Here is a 21,913-nt window from a genome sequence, read left to right as displayed (position 1 = left end):
GGTCGGCCATGAGCAGGTGTCCCGCCTCGATGCCCGAATCCTCCGTAACGCCCTGCCCTATATGACCGACGACCTGGGCCTAACCCCCGTCACGGAGGGCATGGTCACCAGCTCGCTGCTGCTGGCCGTGGTGTGCTTCCTGGCCACGCTCGGCTGCAGGTTCGCCCCGAACACCGAGACCATGACTAACGCCCCGGTCAGGCGCCGACGTAGGCCGCCAGGTGTTCGCCGGTGAGGGTGGAGCGCGCGGCGACGAGGTCGGCGGGGGTGCCCTCGAAGACGATCCGGCCGCCGTCGTGGCCCGCGCCGGGGCCGAGGTCGATGATCCAGTCGGCGTGCGCCATCACCGCCTGGTGGTGCTCGATGACGATGACCGACTTACCGGCGTCCACCAGCCCGTCGAGCAGGCCGAGCAGATGCTCGACATCGGCGAGGTGCAGACCGGTGGTCGGCTCGTCGAGGACGTAGACACCGCCCTTGTCGGCCATGTGCGTGGCCAGCTTGAGCCGCTGCCGCTCCCCGCCGGACAGCGTGGTGAGCGGCTGGCCCAGGCTGAGGTAGCCGAGCCCGACGTCGGCGAGGCGGCCGAGGATGCGGTGCGCGGCGGGCGTACGGGCCTCACCCGCGCCGAAGAACTCCTCGGCCTCGGCCACCGACATGGCCAGCACCTCGCTGATGTCGCGGCCGCCGAGGTGGTGGTCCAGGACCGACGCCTGGAACCGCTTCCCGTCGCACTCCTCGCAGGTGGTGGAGACACCGGCCATCATCGCCAGGTCGGTGAAGATGACACCGGCGCCGTTGCAGTGCGGGCAGGCGCCCTCGGAGTTGGCGCTGAACAGCGCGGGCTTCACGCCGTTGGCCTTGGCGAACGCCTTGCGGATCGGTTCGAGCAGCCCCGTGTACGTCGCAGGATTGCTGCGCCGGGAGCCACGGATGGGGCTCTGGTCGATCGCCACCACTCCCTCCTCGGCGGCCTTCGGACCGGCCACCAGTGAGCCGTGCAGCAGCGAACTCTTGCCGGAGCCCGCCACGCCGGTGACGGCGACCAGCACCCCGAGCGGGATGTCGACGTCGACGTCCCGCAGGTTGTGCGCACTCGCGCCACGGATCGGCAGGGTGCCGCTGGGTGTCCGTACCGTCTCCTTGAGGGCGGCCCGGTCGTCGAAGTGGCGGCCGGTGATGGTGCCACCGGTCCGCAGCCCCTCGACGGTGCCCTCGAAGCAGACGCTGCCGCCCGCCGTACCCGCGCCGGGGCCGAGGTCCACGACATGGTCGGCGATGGCGATCGTCTCCGGCTTGTGCTCCACGACGAGCACCGTGTTGCCCTTGTCCCGCAGTCGCAGCAGCAGGTTGTTCATCCGCTGGATGTCATGGGGGTGCAGCCCGATGGTGGGCTCGTCGAAGACGTAGGTGACATCGGTCAGCGAGGATCCGAGGTGGCGGATCATCTTGACGCGCTGCGCCTCGCCGCCCGACAGCGTGCCCGACGGCCGGTCGAGCGAGAGATAGCCGAGGCCGATCTCGCCGAACGATTCGAGGGTGTGCCGCAGCGCGACGAGCAGCGGCGCCACCGATGGCTCGGCCAGGCCGCCCACCCAGGCGGCCAGATCGCTGATCTGCATCGCGCAGGCGTCGGCGATGTTGATTCCGTCGATCCGCGACGACCGGGCCCCCTCGTTCAGCCGGGTGCCGTCGCAGTCGGGGCAGGCGGTGAAGGTGACCGCCCGGTCCACGAACGCCCGGATGTGCGGCTGCATCGCCTCCCGGTCCTTGGACAGGAACGACTTCTGGATCTTGGGGATCAGCCCCTCGTAGGTGAGGTTGACGCCGTTGACCTTCACCTTGGTCGGCTCGCCGTGGAGGAAGGCCCGCATCTCCTTCTCGGTGAAGTCGCGGATCGGCTTGTCCGGGTCGAGGAAGCCCGACTGGGCGTAGAGCCCCACGGTCCACACGTTGTCCGACTTCCAGCCGGGGATGGTGAACGCGCCCTCGGCGATGGACTTGGAGTCGTCGTAGAGCTGGGTGAGGTCGATGTCGGAGACCGTGCCCCGGCCCTCGCAGCGCGGGCACATGCCGCCGGTGCGGCTGAAGGTCGCCTTCACGGCCTTGCTGTTGCCGCGTTCGACCGTGATCGCGCCGCTCGCCCGGACCGAGGGGACGTTGAAGGCGAACGCGCCGGGCGGGCCGATGTGCGGCTGGCCGAGGCGGCTGAAGAGGATGCGCAGCATCGCGTTGGCGTCGGTGGCGGTGCCGACCGTGGAGCGCGGGTCGGCGCCCAGCCGCTGCTGGTCGACGATGATCGCGGTGGTCAGCCCATCGAGCACATCGACCTCGGGCCGGGCGAGCGTCGGCATGAAGCCCTGTACGAAGGTGCTGTACGTCTCGTTGATCATCCGCTGGGACTCGGCGGCGATCGTGTCGAACACCAGGGAGCTTTTCCCCGAGCCGGAGACGCCGGTGAACACCGTCAGCCGGCGCTTGGGGATCTCGATGCTGACGTCCTTGAGGTTGTTCTCGCGCGCACCGTGCACACGGATCAGATCGTGGCTGTCGGCGATGTGCGGGGCAGGCGACGGCGTGTCCGTCCTCATGGTCGTACTCATCGTGTCTCCATCCATGGCGCGGGCCGTGGCGCGAGCCGGTCTCATGATGCGCTGGAGTCACGTTAGCCGCGGTGCGGCAGCCGCGCTTCTCCATCTCTGACCGGCCTCTGATCGTTCCGGCCAGCGGTCCCGTGGTTGCCTCCCGGGGCCCCTCAGAGGAACTCCGGGAAGCCCCCCGGTGACATGTTCGCCCCAGGCAACTGAAGTGGTGTTTCCGGGGCAACCCGGTCCCCCGGCGCCCTGTCTATGCGGGTGATCAACCGCCACTTACCCGAAGGGGCACTTCCGCATGGCTCAGCACCGAACCCTCGCCGCCACCGCCACCGCCACCGCCACCGCCACCGCCGCGCTCGCCGTCGCCTTAGGCGGGGCCGCGCTCTGGGCGCCCGCCGCCCACGCGGACACCGCGAACACCTCAGCCACCTCGTCCACAGCGGCCCAGACCACCCTCACCCACGAGGACGGTGTGCTCTCGTACATGGCCGCCGCCGGGCAGACGAACAAGGTGACGGTCTCCACGGAGAACATCGACGTCGACCCCTCCGAGTTCGGCGGCGACTTCCTCATCACCTTCCGCGACCAGGCCGGTATGGGCATCGACCCGTCGGCGGCGCGGTGGGACGCTTGTAAGTACCCCTCGGCGGCCGATCACACCGTCGTGCAGTGCGTCATAGCCGAGCCGCTCGGCTCCGACGACTCGACCACCTTCGAGCTGTTCCTGGGCGACGGGAACGACACCGCGACGGTCGACGGCAAGGCGGGCACGATCGCCGCGCTCCGCGGTGGCGCCGGGGCCGATGTCCTCCAGGGCACCGGGCAGAACCACTTCCTGGGCGAGGACGGCGACGACCGCGTCGACGGCGGCGACGGCATGGGCGTCCGGGGCGGCGCGGGCGACGACACGATCACCGGCGCCTGCTCGTACGAGTGCCGCGGCGACGCCGGGAACGACACCCTCACCGGAACCGGCGAGGCCGACAATCTGTACGGCGACGACGGGAACGACATCCTTCGCGCCGGGTCCGACAACGACTTCGTATACGGCGGCAAGGGCGACGACACGCTGTACGGCGAGGACGGCAACGACACCATGTACGGCAACACCGGCGACGACACGCTGTACGGCGGCAAGGGCACGGACACGCTCTCCGGCGGCGCGGGCAAGAACAAGGTGTACCAGGACTGACGGCTGAGCCATCACCCGAGGCCGCGGCGGAACCCGCCGCGGCCTTCGCCGTGTCCGGGACCATTACTTCTGGTCCCCGTGCGTGACGGGTGTCTACAACAAAATACCCTGTTTCTCTACTGCTTTGGCATTTCCATGATCCGAGCGCGACACGCGCAGGGAATTCATCAGTCCGCAACGACCTGACCGGGCCTTCTTCCCGGATACCGGCGGGTTCCATGACTAAGATTTCCCTAGGAACACGGCCAAGGGGTGTTCAGCAGCGTCGCGCCGAATATCCTACCGCCCGGATAGTGACCGAATGCAGGTCACGAACTTCCAGCATTGACGAGTCCGTTCCGTTTCCGGGCATGCTGGAAAGCGGAACCGGCTTCGTGATCAATGACGCCGACAGGGGGAAGCTCAGCAGTGTTGGTGGAACGAAGAAAATTACTGGATCAGCTCGATGATCTCCTGATGCAGTCCGCGCGCGGCCGGGGGGCCATCGCCGCGGTCAGCGGTTCGACGGCGATGGGCAAGACCACGGTGCTCAACGCACTGGCGGAACGGGCCACCGCGGCGGGCAGCACGGTGCTCGGTGTGGTGAGTTCGCCCCATGAGCGCGAGGTCCCGTACAGCGCCTTCGCCCAGCTCTTCCACGCGATCGACGCACGTTCCGTCCCACCGGTGGCCGAGGACGACCCGCTGGCCGCCGCGCAACGCACGTACCAGCTCATCGCCGGACTGGCGGCCCGGCGTCCGCTGCTGATCACGGTGGACGACATCCAGCACACCGACACCTCCAGCCTCTCCTGTCTGCGCTACGTGGCGCAGCGCCTGACCCGGCTCCGCCTCGCGCTGGTGTTCACGCGCGGTGTCACCGTCGAGGAGCAGCCGCCGCGCATCCTGCACGACCTGCTGTACCGGACGAGCGTGCGCCGTTTCCACCTGGGGCCGCTGTCGCGGGCGGGGGTCAGGGAGCTGGCACCATCCCCGCCCTCGGACCGGCTCATCACCGAGATCCACGCCCTGAGCGGTGGCAATCCGCTGCTCGCACAGGCACTCATCGAGGAACACCGGCTGCGCGTCACACCCGAATCCACGGGCGGCGCGGGCCCCTCGGAGGGCGACGGGACCCCGCCGCTCCCCGAGGGCGGGATATCGATCGGGCCCGTCTTCCATCAGGCGGTCCTCGCGTATCTGCACCGGATCGGCCCGCGCGCGGTGCTTCTCGCCCGGTGTGTGGCGCTGTTGGACGAGGCTGCCACGCCTCTGCTGCTGAGCCGGTTGAGCGGCATCGACACCGAACTGCTCAAGCGCTATCTCCGGTTGCTCACCGGGATCGGTGTGCTCAGCGGTGCGCGGCTGCGGCACGGGGGCGTACGGCAGGCGGTCCTCGGCGAGATGCCGCACGACGAGGCGACGGCGCTGCGGTATCGCGCCGCACGCCTGCTGTACGACAGCGGGGCGCCGCCCCAGGCGGTCGCCGTGCAGCTGCTCGGGGCCGGTCCGCTGCACGAGGACTGGGTGCTGGGCGTGTTGCGGGAGGCCGCCTGCCAGGCCCTGGACGACGGCGATGTCCAGCGGGGCATCCGGTGTCTGGAGCTGGCCCGCGAATGCTGCTCGGACGAGGCGCAGCGGCTGTCCGTGAAGTCGCAGTACGCGTGCGGCCAGTGGCAGTTGCGCCCCGCCGACTCGGCGCCGCACTTCCTCGCGCTCAAGGCGCCCATCCTGGAAGGAAAGCTGACGGGCTACGACGCGCTGTGGGCCGCCGAAGGCATGCTGTTCCACCTCAGCTTCGACGACGCCCTGATGACCGTGGAGCATCTCAACGACGGCGACGAGGAGATGGCGACCGCGCTGCACGGCACCCGGATGCTCATGGCCTCGGAGGTCCCCGGCGTGCTCGACCGGCTGAGCCGTCCGCTGCCCGCCACCGCGGCCCCGGCCATGTCCCACTCCGAGCTGCGCGCCCGCCACGCCCTCGCCCTGGTCCTGGAGCGGGGTGCCGACGAGTACGCCATCGCCCTGGCACAGCAGGTGTTCCAGGCCAGCCCGAACGCGGTGACCTCGCAGCTCAGCAGCCTGCCGAAGGCGCTCCTGGCGCTGTGCTACGCGGATCAGCTGGACGCCGCGGCCAGATGGCACGATCATCTGGCGGGCGACGCGGGGCGCCATGACGCCCCGGCGTGGCGGGCGCAGATCGCCTGCGTCGGCGCTCTCGTCTCGCTGCGGCGCGGACGGCTGGCGGACGCCGTGCGCCAGGCGGAAACGGCGTACGCCCGGCTGTCGGGGCCGAGGTGGAACGTCAGCAGCGCGCTGGCGCTGGCCATACTGATCGAGGCGCACACGGCGATGGGCGATCACCAGGCGGCGGCCGGGTATCTGGCTCCGGAGCCGCCGCCCGAGCTGTTCCTGACCCGCGCCGGGCTGCACTATCTGTACGCGCGCGGCCGCCACCACCTCGCCACCGGCAACACGTATCTGGCGCTGTCCGACTTCCAGGGGTGCGGCAGCCTGATGCTCCGCTGGAACGTCGACACGCCCACCGTGGCGCCCTGGCGGCTGGGCGAGGCGGAGGCGTGGCTGCGGCTGGGCGACCGGGAGCGGGCGGCCCGGCTCGTCGAGAAGCAGCTCGCGAGGCCGGACACCGGGCTCAGCCGGTCGCGCGGGATGGCCCTGCACGGCCTGGCCCTGATCCAGCCCACCGCCCAGCAACCCGCCATCCTGCGGGACGCGTTCCGCCTGTTGGAGGTGAGTGGCGCGCGGTACGAGGCGGCCGCCGTACTGGCCGATCTGAGCCGCGCGTACCAGCAGCTGGGGGACAAGCGGGCGCGGCCGACCGCGCGGCGGGCGTGGCGGCTCGCCAAGAGCTGCCAGGCGGAACCCCTGTGCCAGGCGCTGCTTCCGACGTCCGCGCCACGGAGCATCGGCACGCGCGGGAGCGCGGAGTCCCGTGGTGACGACCGCGCCGACCAGGACAGCTTCGGCGGGCTCAGCGAGTCGGAGCGGCGCGTCGCCATGCTGGCCGCCCAGGGGTACGCGAACCGCGAGATCGCCGACAAGCTGTTCATCACCGTCAGCACCGTGGAACAGCATCTGACCCGTGTGTACCGCAAGATGGGCATCAGAAACCGCGAGCAGCTGTTGCAGGGGGCCCACGCGGTCAGCTACGAGTCCGCCTGACCGGTCAGCGCCCCGGTGAGGGCCGTCGTCCGCCTGTCCCGTTTCCCGACGGGGCAGGCGGACTTCGCTGTTCTGCGGCGCCGTCGCCGCCTGAGTGGCGGCCTCCTAGGGGGTTCTACGGGTAGCTAGGGGTGAGTGGCGGCGCCGAGGATCGTCCCTCAGGACGAACGCCAGCCCGGCGTTTTCGACAGCGCGCGATGAGGGAGGCACTCGCCACCATGACGAGTGATCTTGTTCACGGTACTGATGCCATCGCAATCACCGGCGTGTCGTGCCGCCTCCCCCAGGCACCGGACCCCGGTGCCTTCTGGGAGTTGCTGCGCGCGGGCCGCAGCGCCATCACCGAGGTCCCGCCGGACCGCTGGGACCCGGACACGGTGCTGCCGGGCGAGGGGCTGCCGGATGAGGGGCTCCCGGACGACGGGGAGCGGCATCGGGCCGGGCTGCGCCACGGCGGTTTCCTGGACCGGGTGGACGCGTTCGACGCGGCGTTCTTCGGCATCTCGCCACGTGAGGCGGTGGCGATCGACCCGCAGCAGCGGCTGTTCGCCGAACTGGCCTGGGAGGCGCTGGAGGACGCGGGCATCGTCCCGGAGACGCTGCGTTCCACCGCGACGGGTGTGATGGTCGGGGCGATCGCCGCCGACTACGCGGCGGTGGCGCGGCGCGGCGGCGCGATCACCCAGCACTCGCTGCCGGGGCTGAACCGGGGTGTCATCGCCAACCGGGTGTCGTACGCGCTGGGGCTGCGCGGCCCGAGCCTCGCGGTGGACACCGCGCAGTCGTCGTCGCTGGTGGCGGTGCATCTGGCGGTGGAGAGCCTGCGCAGGGGCGAGTGCACGCTGGCGCTGGCGGGCGGTGTGGCGCTCAACTTCGCGCCCGAGAGCGCCGAGGTGGCCGGGCGGTTCGGCGGGCTGTCGCCGGACGGGCGCTGCTTCACCTTCGACGCGCGGGCCAACGGCTACGTACGCGGTGAGGGCGGCGGGGTCGTCGTGTTGAAGCCGCTGGTGGACGCGGTACGCGACGGGGACACGGTGTACGGGGTCATCGTCGGCAGCGCGGTCAACAACGACGGCGCCACCGACGGGCTCACCGTGCCCAGCGCCGAGGCGCAGGCGGCGGTGGCGCGGCAGGCGTGCGCCGACGCGGGGGTGGACCCGGCGCGGGTGCGCTACGTGGAGCTGCACGGCACGGGCACGCCGACGGGCGATCCGCTGGAGGCGGCGGGCGTGGGCGCCGCGTACGGCAGCGCGCGGCCCGCGGGCTCGCCCGTGCTCGTCGGCTCGGCCAAGACCAACGTCGGGCATCTGGAGGGCGCGGCGGGCATCGTCGGGCTGATCAAGACGGCGCTGAGCATCCGCCACCGGGAGATCCCGGCGAGCCTCAACTACGCGACGCCGCACCCCCGTATCGACCCCGAGGCGCTGAACCTGCGGGTCCAGAGCGAGTGCGGGCCGTGGCCGGACGCGCCGCTGCTGGCCGGGGTGAGTTCGTTCGGCGTGGGCGGGACGAACTGCCACGTGGTGGTCGCCGAGGGGCCGGAGCGGGCCACGCCGGAGGCTTCGGAGAGCGGCGGCGAGCCGGTGATCCCGCTGGCACCGTGGCTGGTGTCCGGGCGCACGGAGGCCGCGCTGCGCGCCCAGGCCGGGCGGCTGCGGGAGCGGCCGACGGCTGACGGGGACGGGGACGCGTACGACATCGGCTGGTCGCTCGCCCGCACCCGCACCCACTTCGAGCACCGGGCCGTGGCGCTCGGGCTCGACCACGACGCGCAGCTGGCGGCGTTGCGGACCGGGGAGGAGATGCCCGGCCTGATCACGGGTGTCACGGGCGACCACGGCAAGGTGGCGCTGGTGTTCCCGGGGCAGGGCTCGCAGTGGGAGGGCATGGCGCGCGAGCTGCTGCGTACGTCGGCGGTCTTCCGCGCCTCGGTCGAGGCGTGCCACGAGGCGCTGGCCCCGCACACCGACTGGTCGCTGCTGGACACGCTCACGGGCGCGCCCGGCGCGCCGTCCCTGGAGCGCGCGGATGTGGTCCAGCCCGTGCTGTTCGCGGTGATGGTGTCGCTCGCCCGGGTGTGGGAGTCACTGGGAGTGCGGCCGGACGCGGTGGTGGGGCATTCGCAGGGCGAGGTGGCCGCCGCGCACATCGCGGGGGCGCTCAGCCTGGAGGACGCCGCCAGGGTGGTGGCGCTGCGCAGCCGGACCATCATGACGCTGGCGGGCACCGGGGCGATGGCGTCGGTGCCGCTCCCGGCCGACCGGGTCGCCGCGTACATCGCCCCCTTCGGCGACGGGCTGTCCATCGCCGCGGTCAACGGGCCCGGGACCACGGTGGTGGCCGGGGCGCCCGAGGTGGTGGCCGCATTGCTGGCCCGCTGCGAGGCGGACGGGATCCGGGCGAAGGCCGTCCCGGCCGTGGACTTCGCCTCGCACTCGCCGCATATGGAGGCCATCCGGGAGCGGTTGCTGGAGCAGCTGGCGGGGGTGACACCGCGTTCGTGTGACATCGCGTTCTACTCGACGGTCACCGGAAGCGCCATCGACACGGCGGGGCTGGACGCCGCGTACTGGTACACCAATCTGCGTCAGCCCGTCCTCTTCGAGACGACGCTCCGGAACATGGCGGAGGCCGGGTTCGGCACGTTCGTCGAGTCGAGCCCGCATCCCGTCCTCACCCTCGGACTGCGCGAGACACTGCCGGAAGCGCTGGTCGTGGGGTCGCTGCGGCGCAACGAGGCGCCGTGGCCGCCGCTGCTGACCTCGCTGGCGGAGCTGCATGTGCGCGGCCTGCCCGTGGACTGGTCCGCCGTCTTCGCGGGGCGGACACCGCGCCGCGTGGCGCTGCCGACGTACGCGTTCCAGCGCGAGCGCTACTGGCCGGAGGGCGCCACCGACTTCGAGCCGGTGGCGCGGGCCGCCGCCCCGCAGAATCGTGCGGAAGAACCCGTGGCGGACGCGACGTGGTCGGAGCGGCTTGCCGGGCTGACGGAGGACGAGCGGCACCGTAGGGCGCTGGCGCTGGTGCGGCTGCGTACGGCCATCGTGCTCGGCCATCTGAGCACGGACACGGTGGACGTCGAGCGGGCGTTCCGTGAGCTGGGCATGGACTCCACGATGGCGGTCCAGCTGCGGCAGAACCTCATGGACGCCACCGCGCTGACGCTGCCGGAGACCATCGTCTTCGACCATCCGAGCCCGTCCCGGCTGGCGCGGAAGCTGTGCGAACTTGCCCTGGGCGAAGATGTGTTGACCGTCGGGCCCGCGCGGCGGGCGGTGGCATCGGCGGTGGACGCCGACGACCCGATCGTGGTCGTCGGCATGGCCTGCCGCTTCCCCGGTGGCGCCGGTTCGCCCGAGGAGCTGTGGCAGCTGGTCGAGGGCGGCGTGGACGCCATTTCCGGGTTCCCCACCGACCGGGGCTGGGACCTGGACGCCCTGTACGACCCCGAGCCCGGTGTGCGGGGCAAGACCTACACCCGGCACGGCGGGTTCCTGGACGACGCCGCCGAATTCGACGCGGAGTTCTTCGGCATCAGCCCGCGCGAGGCCACCGCGATGGATCCGCAGCAGCGGGTGTTGCTGCAGGTCACCTGGGAGGCGTTCGAGCGCGCCGGGATCGATCCGGGCACGCTGCGGGGCAGCAGCACCGGGGTGTTCGTGGGCGCGATGTCGCAGGAGTACGGGCCACGGCTGCACGAGGGCGACGACGGGCTGGGGGGCTATCTGCTCACCGGCACCACCGCGAGCGTCGCCTCGGGGCGGCTCGCCTACACCTTCGGTCTCGAAGGCCCGGCGGTGACGATCGACACGGCCTGCTCGTCGTCGCTGGTCGCGATGCACCAGGCGGTGCAGGCGCTGCGGGTCGGGGACTGTGCGCTGGCGGTGGCGGGCGGCGTCACGGTCATGGCGACCCCCGGCATGTTCGTGGAGTTCGGGCAGCAGCGCGGGCTGGCGGCGGACGGCCGGTGCAAGTCGTTCGCGGCCGGTGCGGACGGCACGATCTGGGCCGAGGGCGCGGGCATGATTCTGCTCGAACGGCTCTCGGACGCACGGGCCAACGGCCACTCCGTCCTGGCCGTGATCCGTGGCTCGGCGGTCAACCAGGACGGCGCGTCCAACGGCCTGACCGCGCCGAACGGACCGTCCCAGCAGCGCGTCATCCACGCCGCCCTGGCGGGTGCCGGGCTCACGCCCGACCAGGTGGACGCGGTGGAGGGCCATGGCACCGGCACCACGCTGGGCGATCCCATCGAGGCACAGGCGCTGCTCGCCACCTACGGTCAGGGGCGCGAAGAGCCGCTGTGGCTGGGCTCGCTGAAGTCCAACATCGGCCACGCGCAGGCGGCGGCCGGTGTCGGTGGCGTCATCAAGATGATCCAGGCCATGCGCCACGCGACCCTGCCCAGAACCCTCCACGTCGATGAGCCCAGCCCGCACATCGACTGGACCACGGGCGACATCCGGCTTCTCGCCGAGGCCCGGCCCTGGCCCGAGAACGGCCATCCGCGCCGTGCCGCCATCTCCTCCTTCGGTATCAGTGGCACCAACGCCCACCTCATCGTCGAACAAGCCCCCGCTCCTGAGAGCGGCGGGGAGGACGAGGGCGCGTCTGACGGGACCCTGGTCCCGTGGGTGCTCTCCGCCAAGTCGGAGCAGGCGCTGCGGGACCAGGCCCGGCGGCTGCGCGGCCACCTGGCCGACCGCCCCGGCCTCACACCCGCCGCCATCGGCCACGCGCTGGCCACCACGCGCGCCCACCTCCCCCACCGCGCCGCCGCCATCGCGGCCGACCGCGAGGCGTTCGACCGCGCGCTGGACGCCCTCACACGCGGCGAGCCGTCGCCCGCCCTGGTGCGCGGCACCGCCCGCCCCGGCAGGACGGCTTTCCTCTTCACGGGGCAGGGCAGTCAGCGGCTGGGGATGGGCCGGGGGCTGTACGAGGCGTTCCCGGTGTTCGCGCGCGCCTTCGACGAGGTGTGCGCCGTACTCGACCCCTCGGTGCGCGAGGTGGTGTGGGGCGACGAGGAGGCGCTGCACCGTACGGAGTTCACCCAGCCCGCCATCTTCGCGGTGGAGGTGGCGCTGTTCCGGCTCGTGGAGTCCTGGGGCGTACGGCCCGACTTCGTCGCCGGTCACTCGATCGGGGAGCTGGCCGCCGCGCATGTCGCCGGAGTGTTCTCCCTGGTGGACGCCGCCACGCTGATCACGGCGCGGGGGCGGCTGATGGGAGCGCTGCCGCCCGGGGGTGCGATGGTGGCGGTCGAGGCCACCGAGGACGAGGTGGCCCCGTATCTGACCGACGAGGTGGACCTCGCGGCCGTCAACGGGCCTGCCTCCGTGGTGCTTTCGGGCGCCGAGGACGCCGTGACCTCTGTGGTGGAACGGCTCGGTGAGCGCAGGACGAACCGCCTCACGGTGTCCCACGCGTTCCACTCGCCCCTGATGGACCCGATGCTGGAGGACTTCCGCCAGGTCGCCCAGGGCGTGACGTACGACCAGCCGCGCGTCCCGGTGATGGCGGATGGCGATGTGGCGCACCCCGACTACTGGGTGCGGCATGTGCGTGGCACGGTACGGTTCGCCGACGCGGTGACCCGGCTGGAGGCCGAAGGCGTCACCCACTACGTGGAGTTGGGGCCCGACGGTGTCCTCACCGCCATGGTCCGCCACTGCCTCACCGACCCCGACACCGCCACCCTCGTCCCCACTCTCCACCGCGACCGCGACGAGCCGCAGGCGCTGATGGGCGCTCTCGGCCGTCTGCACACCCATGGGATCGCCATCGACTGGGCCCGTCTGTTCGGCGAGGTCCCGGCCCCGGCCGTCGGCCTGCCCACGTACGCGTTCCAGCGCGAGCGCTACTGGCTGGACACGCCGAAGCCCACCCTGGGCGCCGGTGGCCTGGGGCTGACCGCCACCGGCCATCCGATCCTGACCACCGCGGCCGAACTCCCCGACCCGGGCGGGCTGCTCCTGACCGGCCGGGTGAACGCCGCCACCCCCGGCTGGGCGTCCGACCACGCCGTTTTCGGCACCCCGGTCATGCCGGGCGTGGCGTTCGTGGACATGCTGCTGCACGCCGCGTCGCGGGTGGGGTGTGCCCGCGTCGAGGAGCTGACTCACCACGTCTTCCTGGCGCTGCCCGAGCGCGGCGCCCTCCAGCTGCGGGTCCTCGTACGAGCGGCGGATGACGCGGGGCGGCGCACCTTCGCCGTCCACTCACGGCCCGAGGACGCCCCGCCGGGCGCCGACTGGACCTGCCACGCCACGGGCGTGCTCGGCGCCGCCGATCCCGAGGACACCACCGCACCCGCCGACGCGGCCTGGCCACCGGCCTCCGCCGAACCCCTCGGCACCGACGGCTTCTACCAGCGGCTCGCCGACGCCGGTTTCGGCTACGGCCCGCTCTTCCAGGGGCTCACGGCCGCCTGGCGGGACGGCGACGGCGTGCTCTACGCCGAGGTCGCCCTGCCCTCGGGCACCACCCCCGGCCACTACGGCGTCCACCCCGGGCTGCTCGACTCCGCGCTCCACCCGCTCGCCCTGGCGGCGGGCGCCTCCGAGGACGGCACGCTCAATGTGCCGTTCTCCTGGAACGGCGTGGCCCTCCACACGACGGGCGCACGCGCCCTGCGGGTCCGCCTCGCGCCCCTCGCGGCCGACGCGGTCGCGCTACGGGTCATGGACCCGGCCGGTGCGCCGGTCCTGACCGTCGACTCCCTGGTCCTGCGCCCGGTCGGCCCCGAGCAGCTCGCCGCCGCCAGGCCCGACCGCGACGGCGCGCTCCACGAGGTCACCTGGCGCGCGGTGGCCACGCCACCGGACTCCGCCGTGTCCCCCGAGGGGGCGGCGGGATGGGCCGTGGTCGGGGACGTGGGCGACGGGCTGGCAGCGCTCGGCGCGGCGGCCGTGACGTACCCGGACGCCGAGGCCCTGCGTACGGCGCTGCGGTCCGGTGCGGCCCGGCCGGAGACGGTCGTCGCCCGGTGCCCCGGAAGCACCGAAGCCGGGGCCGACCCAGCCGAGGCCGCACACGCCGCGACGCGCCACGCCCTGGATCTGCTGCAGGCTGTTTTGGCGGACGGGGGTCCTGACTGCCGCCTCGTGGTCCTCACCGAGGGCGCGATGTCCACCGACGCGGATGCCCCTGGGCCCGGCGCCGATCCGGCCGGGGCCTCGGTGTGGGGCCTGATCCGCTCGGCCCAGTCCGAGCACCCGGGCCGGTTCACCCTCATCGACGTCGACGGCACGCAGGCTTCCGACGAGGCCATCGAGGCGGCGCTGTCCACCGGAGAACCCCAACTGGCCGTACGCGAGGGCCGGTTACTCGTCCCCCGCCTCACCCCTCTGGCATCAGCCAGGGCCACCGCCACCACCTTCGACGCCCAGCGCACGGTGCTCATCACCGGCGGCACCGGCGCCCTCGGCGGCCTCCTCGCGCGCCACCTGGTGACCCGGTACGGGGTCAGGAAGCTGCTGCTGACCAGCCGGAGCGGCCCCGAAGCGGCGGGCGACCTCATCGAGGAGCTAACGGCTCTCGGCGCCGAGGCCACCATCGCCGCCTGCGACGTCGACGACCGCGAGGCCCTGGCCGCGCTGCTGGCTACCCTGCCCGACAACCAGCCGCTCGGCGCGGTGGTGCACTGCGCGGGCGTCCTGGACGACGGCGTGGTCACCGAACTGGGCCCGGACCGGCTGGACACGGTGCTGCGCCCCAAGGCCGATGGCGCGTGGAACCTCCACCTGGCGACCCAGGACGCCGACCTGTCCGCGTTCGTGCTGTTCTCGTCCGTCGCGGGCACTCTGGGCACCGCCGGACAGGCCAACTACGCCGCCGCCAACGCCTTCCTCGACGCGCTCGCCCACCACCGCCGCGAACACGGCCTGCCCGCCACTTCCCTCGCCTGGGGGCTGTGGGCGGAGGACGGCGGCATGGGCGGCACCCTGGACCGGCGGGGTCTGGCCCGTATGAGCCGCGAGGGGCTGGCGCCGATGCCCACCGCACGGGCCCTCGCGCTCTTCGACGCGGCCCTCGCCACCGGGCGCACGGTGCTCGTGCCCACCGGGCTCGACGTCACCGGCGTACGCGCGGCGCAGCGGGCGTCGAGCCCGCTGTCGCCGCTGCTCGCCGACCTCGTCGCCGCTCAGGCCCCGGCCCCGCGCTCCGACCGGACCAGCGACACCGGCCAGGACGTCTCGCTGCGCGGGCGGCTGGCCGGGCTGCCGGAGGCCGAACAGCGCGAGTTGTTGCTGGACGTCCTCCGCATGCACATCGCCACCGTCCTGGGCCACAGCTCGCCGCCCGCCATCGACCCCGGAACCTCGTTCAAGGACCTGGGCTTCGACTCGCTCGCGGGCATCGAACTGCTCATCGTCCTGGGCGAGGCGCTGGGGTTGCATCTGCCGTCCACGATGCTGTTCGACCACCCCACACCCGCCGCCTTGATCACCCACCTCAAGGACGAACTGGTCGGCGACGCTCCCCTGCCGGACGCCCCTGCCCAGGCGACGAGGGCTACGGAGACCCCGCGCGCCGCCGACACCGGGGCCGCCACGACCATCACGGCCGCCGCCTCCGATGACGAGCCGATCGCGGTCATCGGCATGGGATGCCGATTCCCCGGTGGCGCGAGCACACCGGAGGCGCTGTGGCGGCTGGTGGCCGAGGGCCGCGACGCGGTCGGGGCGTTCCCGGACAACCGTGGCTGGGACCTGGACGACCTGTACGATCCCGACCCCGATGTGCGTGGCAAGACCTACGCCCGCGAGGGTGGATTCCTCTACGACGCGGCCGAGTTCGACGCCGAGTTCTTCGGCATCAGCCCCCGCGAAGCCCTCGCGCTCGACCCCCAGCAGCGGCTGCTGCTGGAGACCGCCTGGGAGACGTTCGAGGACGCGGGGCTGCGCCCCGACACCCTGGACGGCAGCGCCACGGGTGTCTTCGCCGGAGTCGTCACCCAGGAGTACGGCTCCCTCGTCCACCAGGGCGATGAGCCTGTCGATGGGTTCCTGCTGACGGGCACGACGGCGAGCGTGGCGTCCGGGCGGGTGGCGTACACGTTCGGCTTCGAGGGCCCGGCGGTCACGGTCGACACCGCCTGCTCCTCCTCGCTGGTGGCGCTGCACATGGCGTGCCAGTCGCTGCGGAGCGATGAGTGCTCCATGGCCCTGGCCGGTGGCGCGACCGTCATGGCCAATGCCGGGATGTTCCTCGAGTTCAGCCGCCAGCGCGGGCTGGCGCCCGACGGCCGGGCCAAGTCCTACTCCGCTGCCGCCGACGGCACCATCTGGGCCGAGGGCGCGGGCATGATCCTGCTCGAAAAGCTCTCCGACGCCCAGGCCAACGGGCACCGCGTCCTGGCCGTCATCCGTGGTTCGGCGGTCAACCAGGACGGCGCGTCCAACGGACTCACCGCGCCGAACGGACCGTCCCAGCAACGCGTCATCAACGCCGCCCTGGCCAACGCCGGTCTCACCCCGGACCAGGTGGACGCCGTCGAAGGCCACGGCACCGGCACCACGCTCGGCGACCCCATCGAGGCACAGGCCCTGCTGGCCACCTACGGGCAGAACCGCGAAGAGCCGCTGTGGCTGGGCTCGTTCAAGTCCAACATCGGCCACGCGCAGGCGGCCGCCGGTATCGGTGGCGTCATCAAGATGATCCAGGCCATGCGCCACGCCACCCTGCCCAAGACCCTCCACGTCGATGAGCCCAGCCCGCACATCGACTGGACCACCGGGAGTGTCCAGCTGCTCACCGAGGCCCGTGCCTGGCCCGAGAGCGACCGCCCCCGCCGTGCCGCCGTCTCCGCCTTCGGCATCAGTGGCACCAACGCCCACCTCATCCTCGAACAAGCTCCCGCGCCTCTCGAACCGGCCCCGGACACCACGGCGCGACCGACCACGGCCCCCTGGATCCTGTCCGCCAAGACCGAGCAGGCCCTACGGGCCCAGGCGCAGCAGTTACGCACCCACCTGGAGCTGAGCCCCGAGCCGCACCCGGACCGAGTCGCCGACGCACTCGCCACCACGCGGACGCTCTTCCACCACCGGGCGGTGGTGGTGGCGGATGAGCCCGAGGCGTTCGCCCGCGCCCTGGACGCCCTCACGCGTGGCGAACCGTCTCCGGCCGTGGTCCACGGCACACCGCACCCCGGCAAGACCGCGTTCCTCTTCACCGGCCAAGGCGCACAGCGGGCGGGCATGGGACGTCGGCTCTACGACACCTACCCCGTCTACCGCGACGCGTTCGATGAAGTCTGCGCCACGTTGGACCAGTATCTGGAAGCCGAACAGCCCATCAAGGACGTCGTCTTCGCCGAGGAGCAGGGCCCGCTGAACCAGACCCGCTCCACCCAGGCCGGACTGTTCGCCCTGGAGACCGCGCTCTACCGCCTGGTGGAGTCCTTCGGCATCACTCCCGACTACGTCACCGGCCACTCCATCGGCGAACTCACCGCCGCCCACATCGCCGGAGTCCTCACCCTGGACGACGCCTGCTACCTGGTCGCCGCCCGTGGCTCACTGATGCAGGCGCTGCCCGCCGGGGGCGCCATGATCTCCGTACGCGCCACCGAGGAGCAGCTACGCCCGCTACTCGAAGGCCGCGAACACGAAGTGGCCATCGCCGCCATCAACGGACCCACCTCCCTGGTCATCTCCGGCGACGAACAAGCCACCACCGACATCGCCACCACCCTCGCCGAAGACGGCATCAAGACCCGCCGCCTCACCGTCTCCCACGCCTTCCACTCCCCCCACATGGACGCGATGCTGGACGAATTCACACGCATCGCCGCAGAACTCACCTACCACTCCCCCACCATCCCCCTCGTCTCCAACCTCACGGGTGAGCTGGCCGACCCCGACGACATCACCACACCCGCCTACTGGGCCCGCCACGTCCGCGAAGCCGTCCGCTTCGCCGACAGCATCACCACCCTCCACACCCACGGCGTCCGCCACTACCTCGAACTCGGCCCCGACGCCACCCTCACCACCATGGCCCAGGACAGCCTGCCGGACGACACCGACACCACATTCATCCCTGTCCTGCACCGAGAGCGGGACGAGAACCACACCCTCCTCACCGGACTCGCCACCGCACACACCCACGGCCTCACCGTCCACTGGGCTCCCCTGATCAGCGAACCGGCCACGCCCACCGCCCTCCCCACCTACGCCTTCCAGCGCCAGCGCTACTGGCTGGAAAGGCCCCGGCCCACCGCGGGTGCTGCTGGTCTGGGGCTGACGGCGACCGGCCACCCCGTGCTGACCACCCTGGCCGAACTCCCCAACGGTGGCGGACACCTCTTCACCGGCCGCGTCACCGGGACCGACCCCGCCTGGGTGGCCGAGCACGCCATCTTCGGGGCGATGATCGTCCCTGGCGTGGCCTTCGTGGATCTGCTCCTCCACGCGGCACGCCATGTGGACTGCGACCACATCGAGGAACTGACCCACCATGTGTTCCTCGCCGTGCCGGAACGCGGCGCCCTCCAGCTACGGGTCCTCGTCGAACCGGCGGACGACTCCGGGCGGCGCTCCCTCGCGGTCTACTCCCGGCCGGAGGACGCCCCGGCCGAGAACGAGTGGACCTGCCACGCCACCGGAGTGCTCGCGGCCGGAGCGCCGGAAGCCCCCTCGACGGCCGGTGTGCTGACGGACGACGTCTGGCCCCCGGCCTCCTCCCAGCCCATGGACACGGAAGAGTTCTACCGCCGGGTCACCGGTGCGGGCTTCGGCTACGGGCCGCTGTTCCGTGGGATGCGCGCGGCCTGGCGGGACGGGGACACCACGTACGCGGAGGTGTCGCTGCCCACGGACGCGGACCCCGGCGCGTACGGCATCCATCCCGGCCTGCTCGACTCGGCGCTCCAGCCCGCGGCGCTCATCGCGGGGCGCGAGGCGGCGGAGGACACCATCAGGGTGCCGTTCTCGTGGAGCGGCGTGTCCCTCCACGCCACGGGGGCGAGCGCCCTGCGCATCCGTCTCCAGTGGCCCACCCCGGACACGGTGTCGCTGGTCATCGCCGACCAGACGGGTGCGCCGGTCATGACGATCGACGCCCTCATCATGCGATCGGTCGGCTCCGACCAACTCGCCGCCGCGCGTGCCGCCGACGCCGGAGAGCTGTACGAGGTCGACTGGCTCGCCGTACCGACACCCGAGGACGAGGTGCAGGGCACGGTCGAGATCCCGCAGGACGCGGTGGCGCTCCCTGACGACGGCCCCACCGGCTCCCACGTGTTCATCACGTGGTGTGTCTCCGAGGACGGCGCCGACCCGGCAGAGTCCACCCGCTCCCTCACCCACCGTGTGCTCGGTCTCGTCCAGGCAGTCGTGTCCGACGAACGACCGGACTCCCGCCTGGTGATCCTGACCAGGGGCGCGATGTCCACCGCCACCGAGGACGAGCCGACCGACCTGGCCGGGTCGGCGGTCTGGGGACTGATCCGCACCGCTCAGTCGGAGCACCCGGACCGGTTCACGCTGATCGACCTCGACGGCTCGGATGCCTCGCTGAGGGCCGTACCCGCCGCCCTCGCCACCATGGAACCCCAACTCGCCGTACGCGACGGCGCACTCCTGGCGCCGCGCCTCGCCCGCCCCGCCAACCCTGGCACTTCTGACACCTCAGCGGCGCCGTTCGCCCCGGACAAGACGGTGCTCATCACCGGCGGTACCGGAGCCCTGGGCTCGCTCCTCGCCCGCCACCTGGTCACCACATACGGGGTCAGGAGGCTGTTGCTCATCAGCCGGAGCGGCCCGCAGGCCGGGAGCACCCTCGCCGCTGAACTCGCCGAACTCGGCGCCGAGGTCACCATCGCGGCCTGCGACGCCGCCGACCGGCAGGCGCTGGAAGCCCTGCTCGGGAGTCTGCCGGAGGAGCATCCGCTGGGCGCGGTGGTGCACTGCGCCGGGACACTGGACGACGGCATCGTGACGGCCCTCAGCCCTGAGCGGTTCGACGGGGTGCTCCGCCCGAAGGTGGACGCCGCGTGGAACCTCCATCAGCTGACCCGGGACGGGGACCTGGACACGTTCGTCCTGTTCTCGTCGGCGGTCGGTGTCCTCGGCTCCCCCGGGCAGGCCAACTACGCGGCCGCCAACAGCTTCCTGGACGGCCTCGCCCAGCACCGCCGGGCGAGCGGACTGCCCGCCACGTCGCTCGCCTGGGGGCTGTGGGACCAGGGCGGTGGCATGGCCGGAACCCTCGATGAGCAGGACCGGGCGCGGATGAGCCGCAACGGGCTGCTGCCGATGCCCGCCGAACAGGCGCTCGCGCACTTCGACGCGGCGCTCGGCGCGGAGCCCGCCGTGGTGGTCCCGGCCAAGCTCGACCTGCCGGGCCTGCGGGCCCGCGCCACGTCCGCCCCGGTGGCGCCGATCTTCCGGGGGCTGGTCCGTACGCCTCTGCGCACCGCCGCCCAGGCGACGGCGACCGGAGCGGACGCGGGCGGTCTGCGGCAGTCGCTCGCGGGGCACTCCGAGGCCGAGCAGGAGCGGATCGTCCTGGACTTCCTGCGCGGACACGTGGCCACTGTCCTCGGACACGGCTCGCCCGACGCGATCGACCCCGTGCACTCGTTCAAGGACCTGGGATTCGACTCGCTCAGCTCGGTGGAACTCCGCAACTCGCTCAACAAGGCCTCGGGGATGCGCCTTCCGTCCACCCTGCTGTTCGACTACCCCACCCCCGCCGTGCTGGCGGGCTATATGCGCGGCGAGCTGATGGGCAGCGGGGAGAGTGAGTCCGGTGCCCAGGTGGCCCGGCGCACCGCCCGTACGGCACCGGCTGCCACCGACACGGCCGAGCCGATCGCAATCGTGGGGATGGGCTGCCGTTTCCCCGGTGGCGCGAGCACACCGGAGGCGCTGTGGCGGCTGGTGGCCGAGGGCCGCGACGCGGTCGGAGCGTTCCCGGACAACCGTGGCTGGGATGTCGAGAACCTGTACGACCCCGACCCCGATGTGCGCGGCAAGACCTACGTCCAACAGGGCGGATTCCTCTACGACGCCGACCGCTTCGACCCCGAGTTCTTCGGCATCACGCCACGTGAAGCCCTCGCGCTCGACCCCCAGCAGCGTTTCCTCCTGGAGACGGCCTGGGAGACGTTCGAGGACGCGGGCATACGGCCCGACACCCTGCGCGGCAGCGCCACCGGTGTGTTCGCCGGGGTGGCCGCCCAGGAGTACGTCTCGCTGACGCATCACGGCGGCGAACCGGTCGAGGGCTATCTGCTGACGGGTACGACGGCGAGCGTGGCGTCCGGGCGGGTGTCGTACACGTTCGGCTTCGAGGGCCCGGCGGTCACGGTCGACACCGCCTGCTCCTCCTCCCTGGTGGCGCTCCACTTGGCGTGCCAGTCGCTGCGCAGCGGCGAGTGCTCCATGGCCCTGGCCGGTGGCGCCACGATCATGGCCAATGCCGGAATGTTCCTGGAGTTCAGCCGCCAGCGCGGGCTGGCACCCGACGGCCGGGCCAAGTCCTACTCCGCTGCCGCCGACGGCACCATCTGGGCCGAGGGCGCGGGCATGATCCTGCTCGAAAAGCTCTCCGACGCCCAGGCCAATGGCCACACCGTGCTGGCCGTGATCCGTGGCTCGGCGGTCAACCAGGACGGCGCGTCCAACGGACTCACCGCGCCGAACGGACCGTCCCAGCAACGCGTCATCAACGCCGCCCTGGCCAACGCCGGTCTTACTCCTGACCAGGTGGACGCGGTGGAAGGCCACGGCACCGGCACCACCCTGGGCGACCCCATCGAGGCACAGGCGCTGCTGGCCACCTACGGCCAGAACCGCGAAGAGCCGCTGTGGCTGGGCTCCTTCAAGTCCAACATCGGCCACGCCCAGGCAGCGGCCGGTATCGGTGGCGTCATCAAGATGATCCAGGCCATGCGCCACGCCACCCTCCCCAAGACCCTCCACGTGGACGAGCCCAGCCCGCACAT

4 protein-coding genes and 1 pseudogene are annotated in these 21,913 nt (G+C 72.1%); 4 read left to right on the top strand and 1 reads right to left on the bottom strand.

Annotated elements, in window-relative coordinates; genetic code table 11:
* Nucleotides 1-28 precede the first annotated feature (28 nt).
* Nucleotides 29-184: pseudogene (locus ACWC5C_RS17115) on the top strand (MFS transporter); the annotation flags it as partial.
* A 13-nt stretch (nucleotides 185-197) separates the two neighbouring features.
* On the opposite strand, the gene ACWC5C_RS17110 reads toward ACWC5C_RS17115, so the two are convergent.
* Entirely contained in the window at nucleotides 198-2,603 is a 2,406-nt protein-coding gene (locus ACWC5C_RS17110; protein ID WP_450876171.1) for an ATP-binding cassette domain-containing protein, read from the bottom strand.
* Between the two features lie 289 nt (nucleotides 2,604-2,892).
* Between ACWC5C_RS17110 and ACWC5C_RS17105 the strand changes: the two genes are divergently transcribed.
* The 3 genes from ACWC5C_RS17105 to ACWC5C_RS17095 all read left to right on the top strand — a co-directional run.
* Nucleotides 2,893-3,789: a calcium-binding protein gene (locus ACWC5C_RS17105; protein WP_450876170.1), complete on the top strand. Its 897-nt coding sequence runs from the start codon at nucleotides 2,893-2,895 to the stop codon at nucleotides 3,787-3,789.
* A gap of 381 nt (nucleotides 3,790-4,170) precedes the next feature.
* Nucleotides 4,171-6,954 carry an AAA family ATPase gene (locus tag ACWC5C_RS17100; protein WP_450876169.1) on the top strand — a complete coding sequence of 928 codons (2,784 nt, stop codon included), beginning with the start codon at nucleotides 4,171-4,173 and terminating at the stop codon, nucleotides 6,952-6,954.
* 218 nt (nucleotides 6,955-7,172) lie between these two features.
* Nucleotides 7,173-21,913 (top strand): SDR family NAD(P)-dependent oxidoreductase (locus tag ACWC5C_RS17095; RefSeq protein ID WP_450876168.1); only part of this gene is annotated, 14,741 nt, incomplete at its 3' end.

This window comes from Streptomyces sp. NPDC001700 (genome assembly GCF_053596435.1).
The sequence above is the reverse complement of the archived record's forward strand: the minus strand, read 5'-3'. Positions and strand labels throughout refer to the sequence as shown.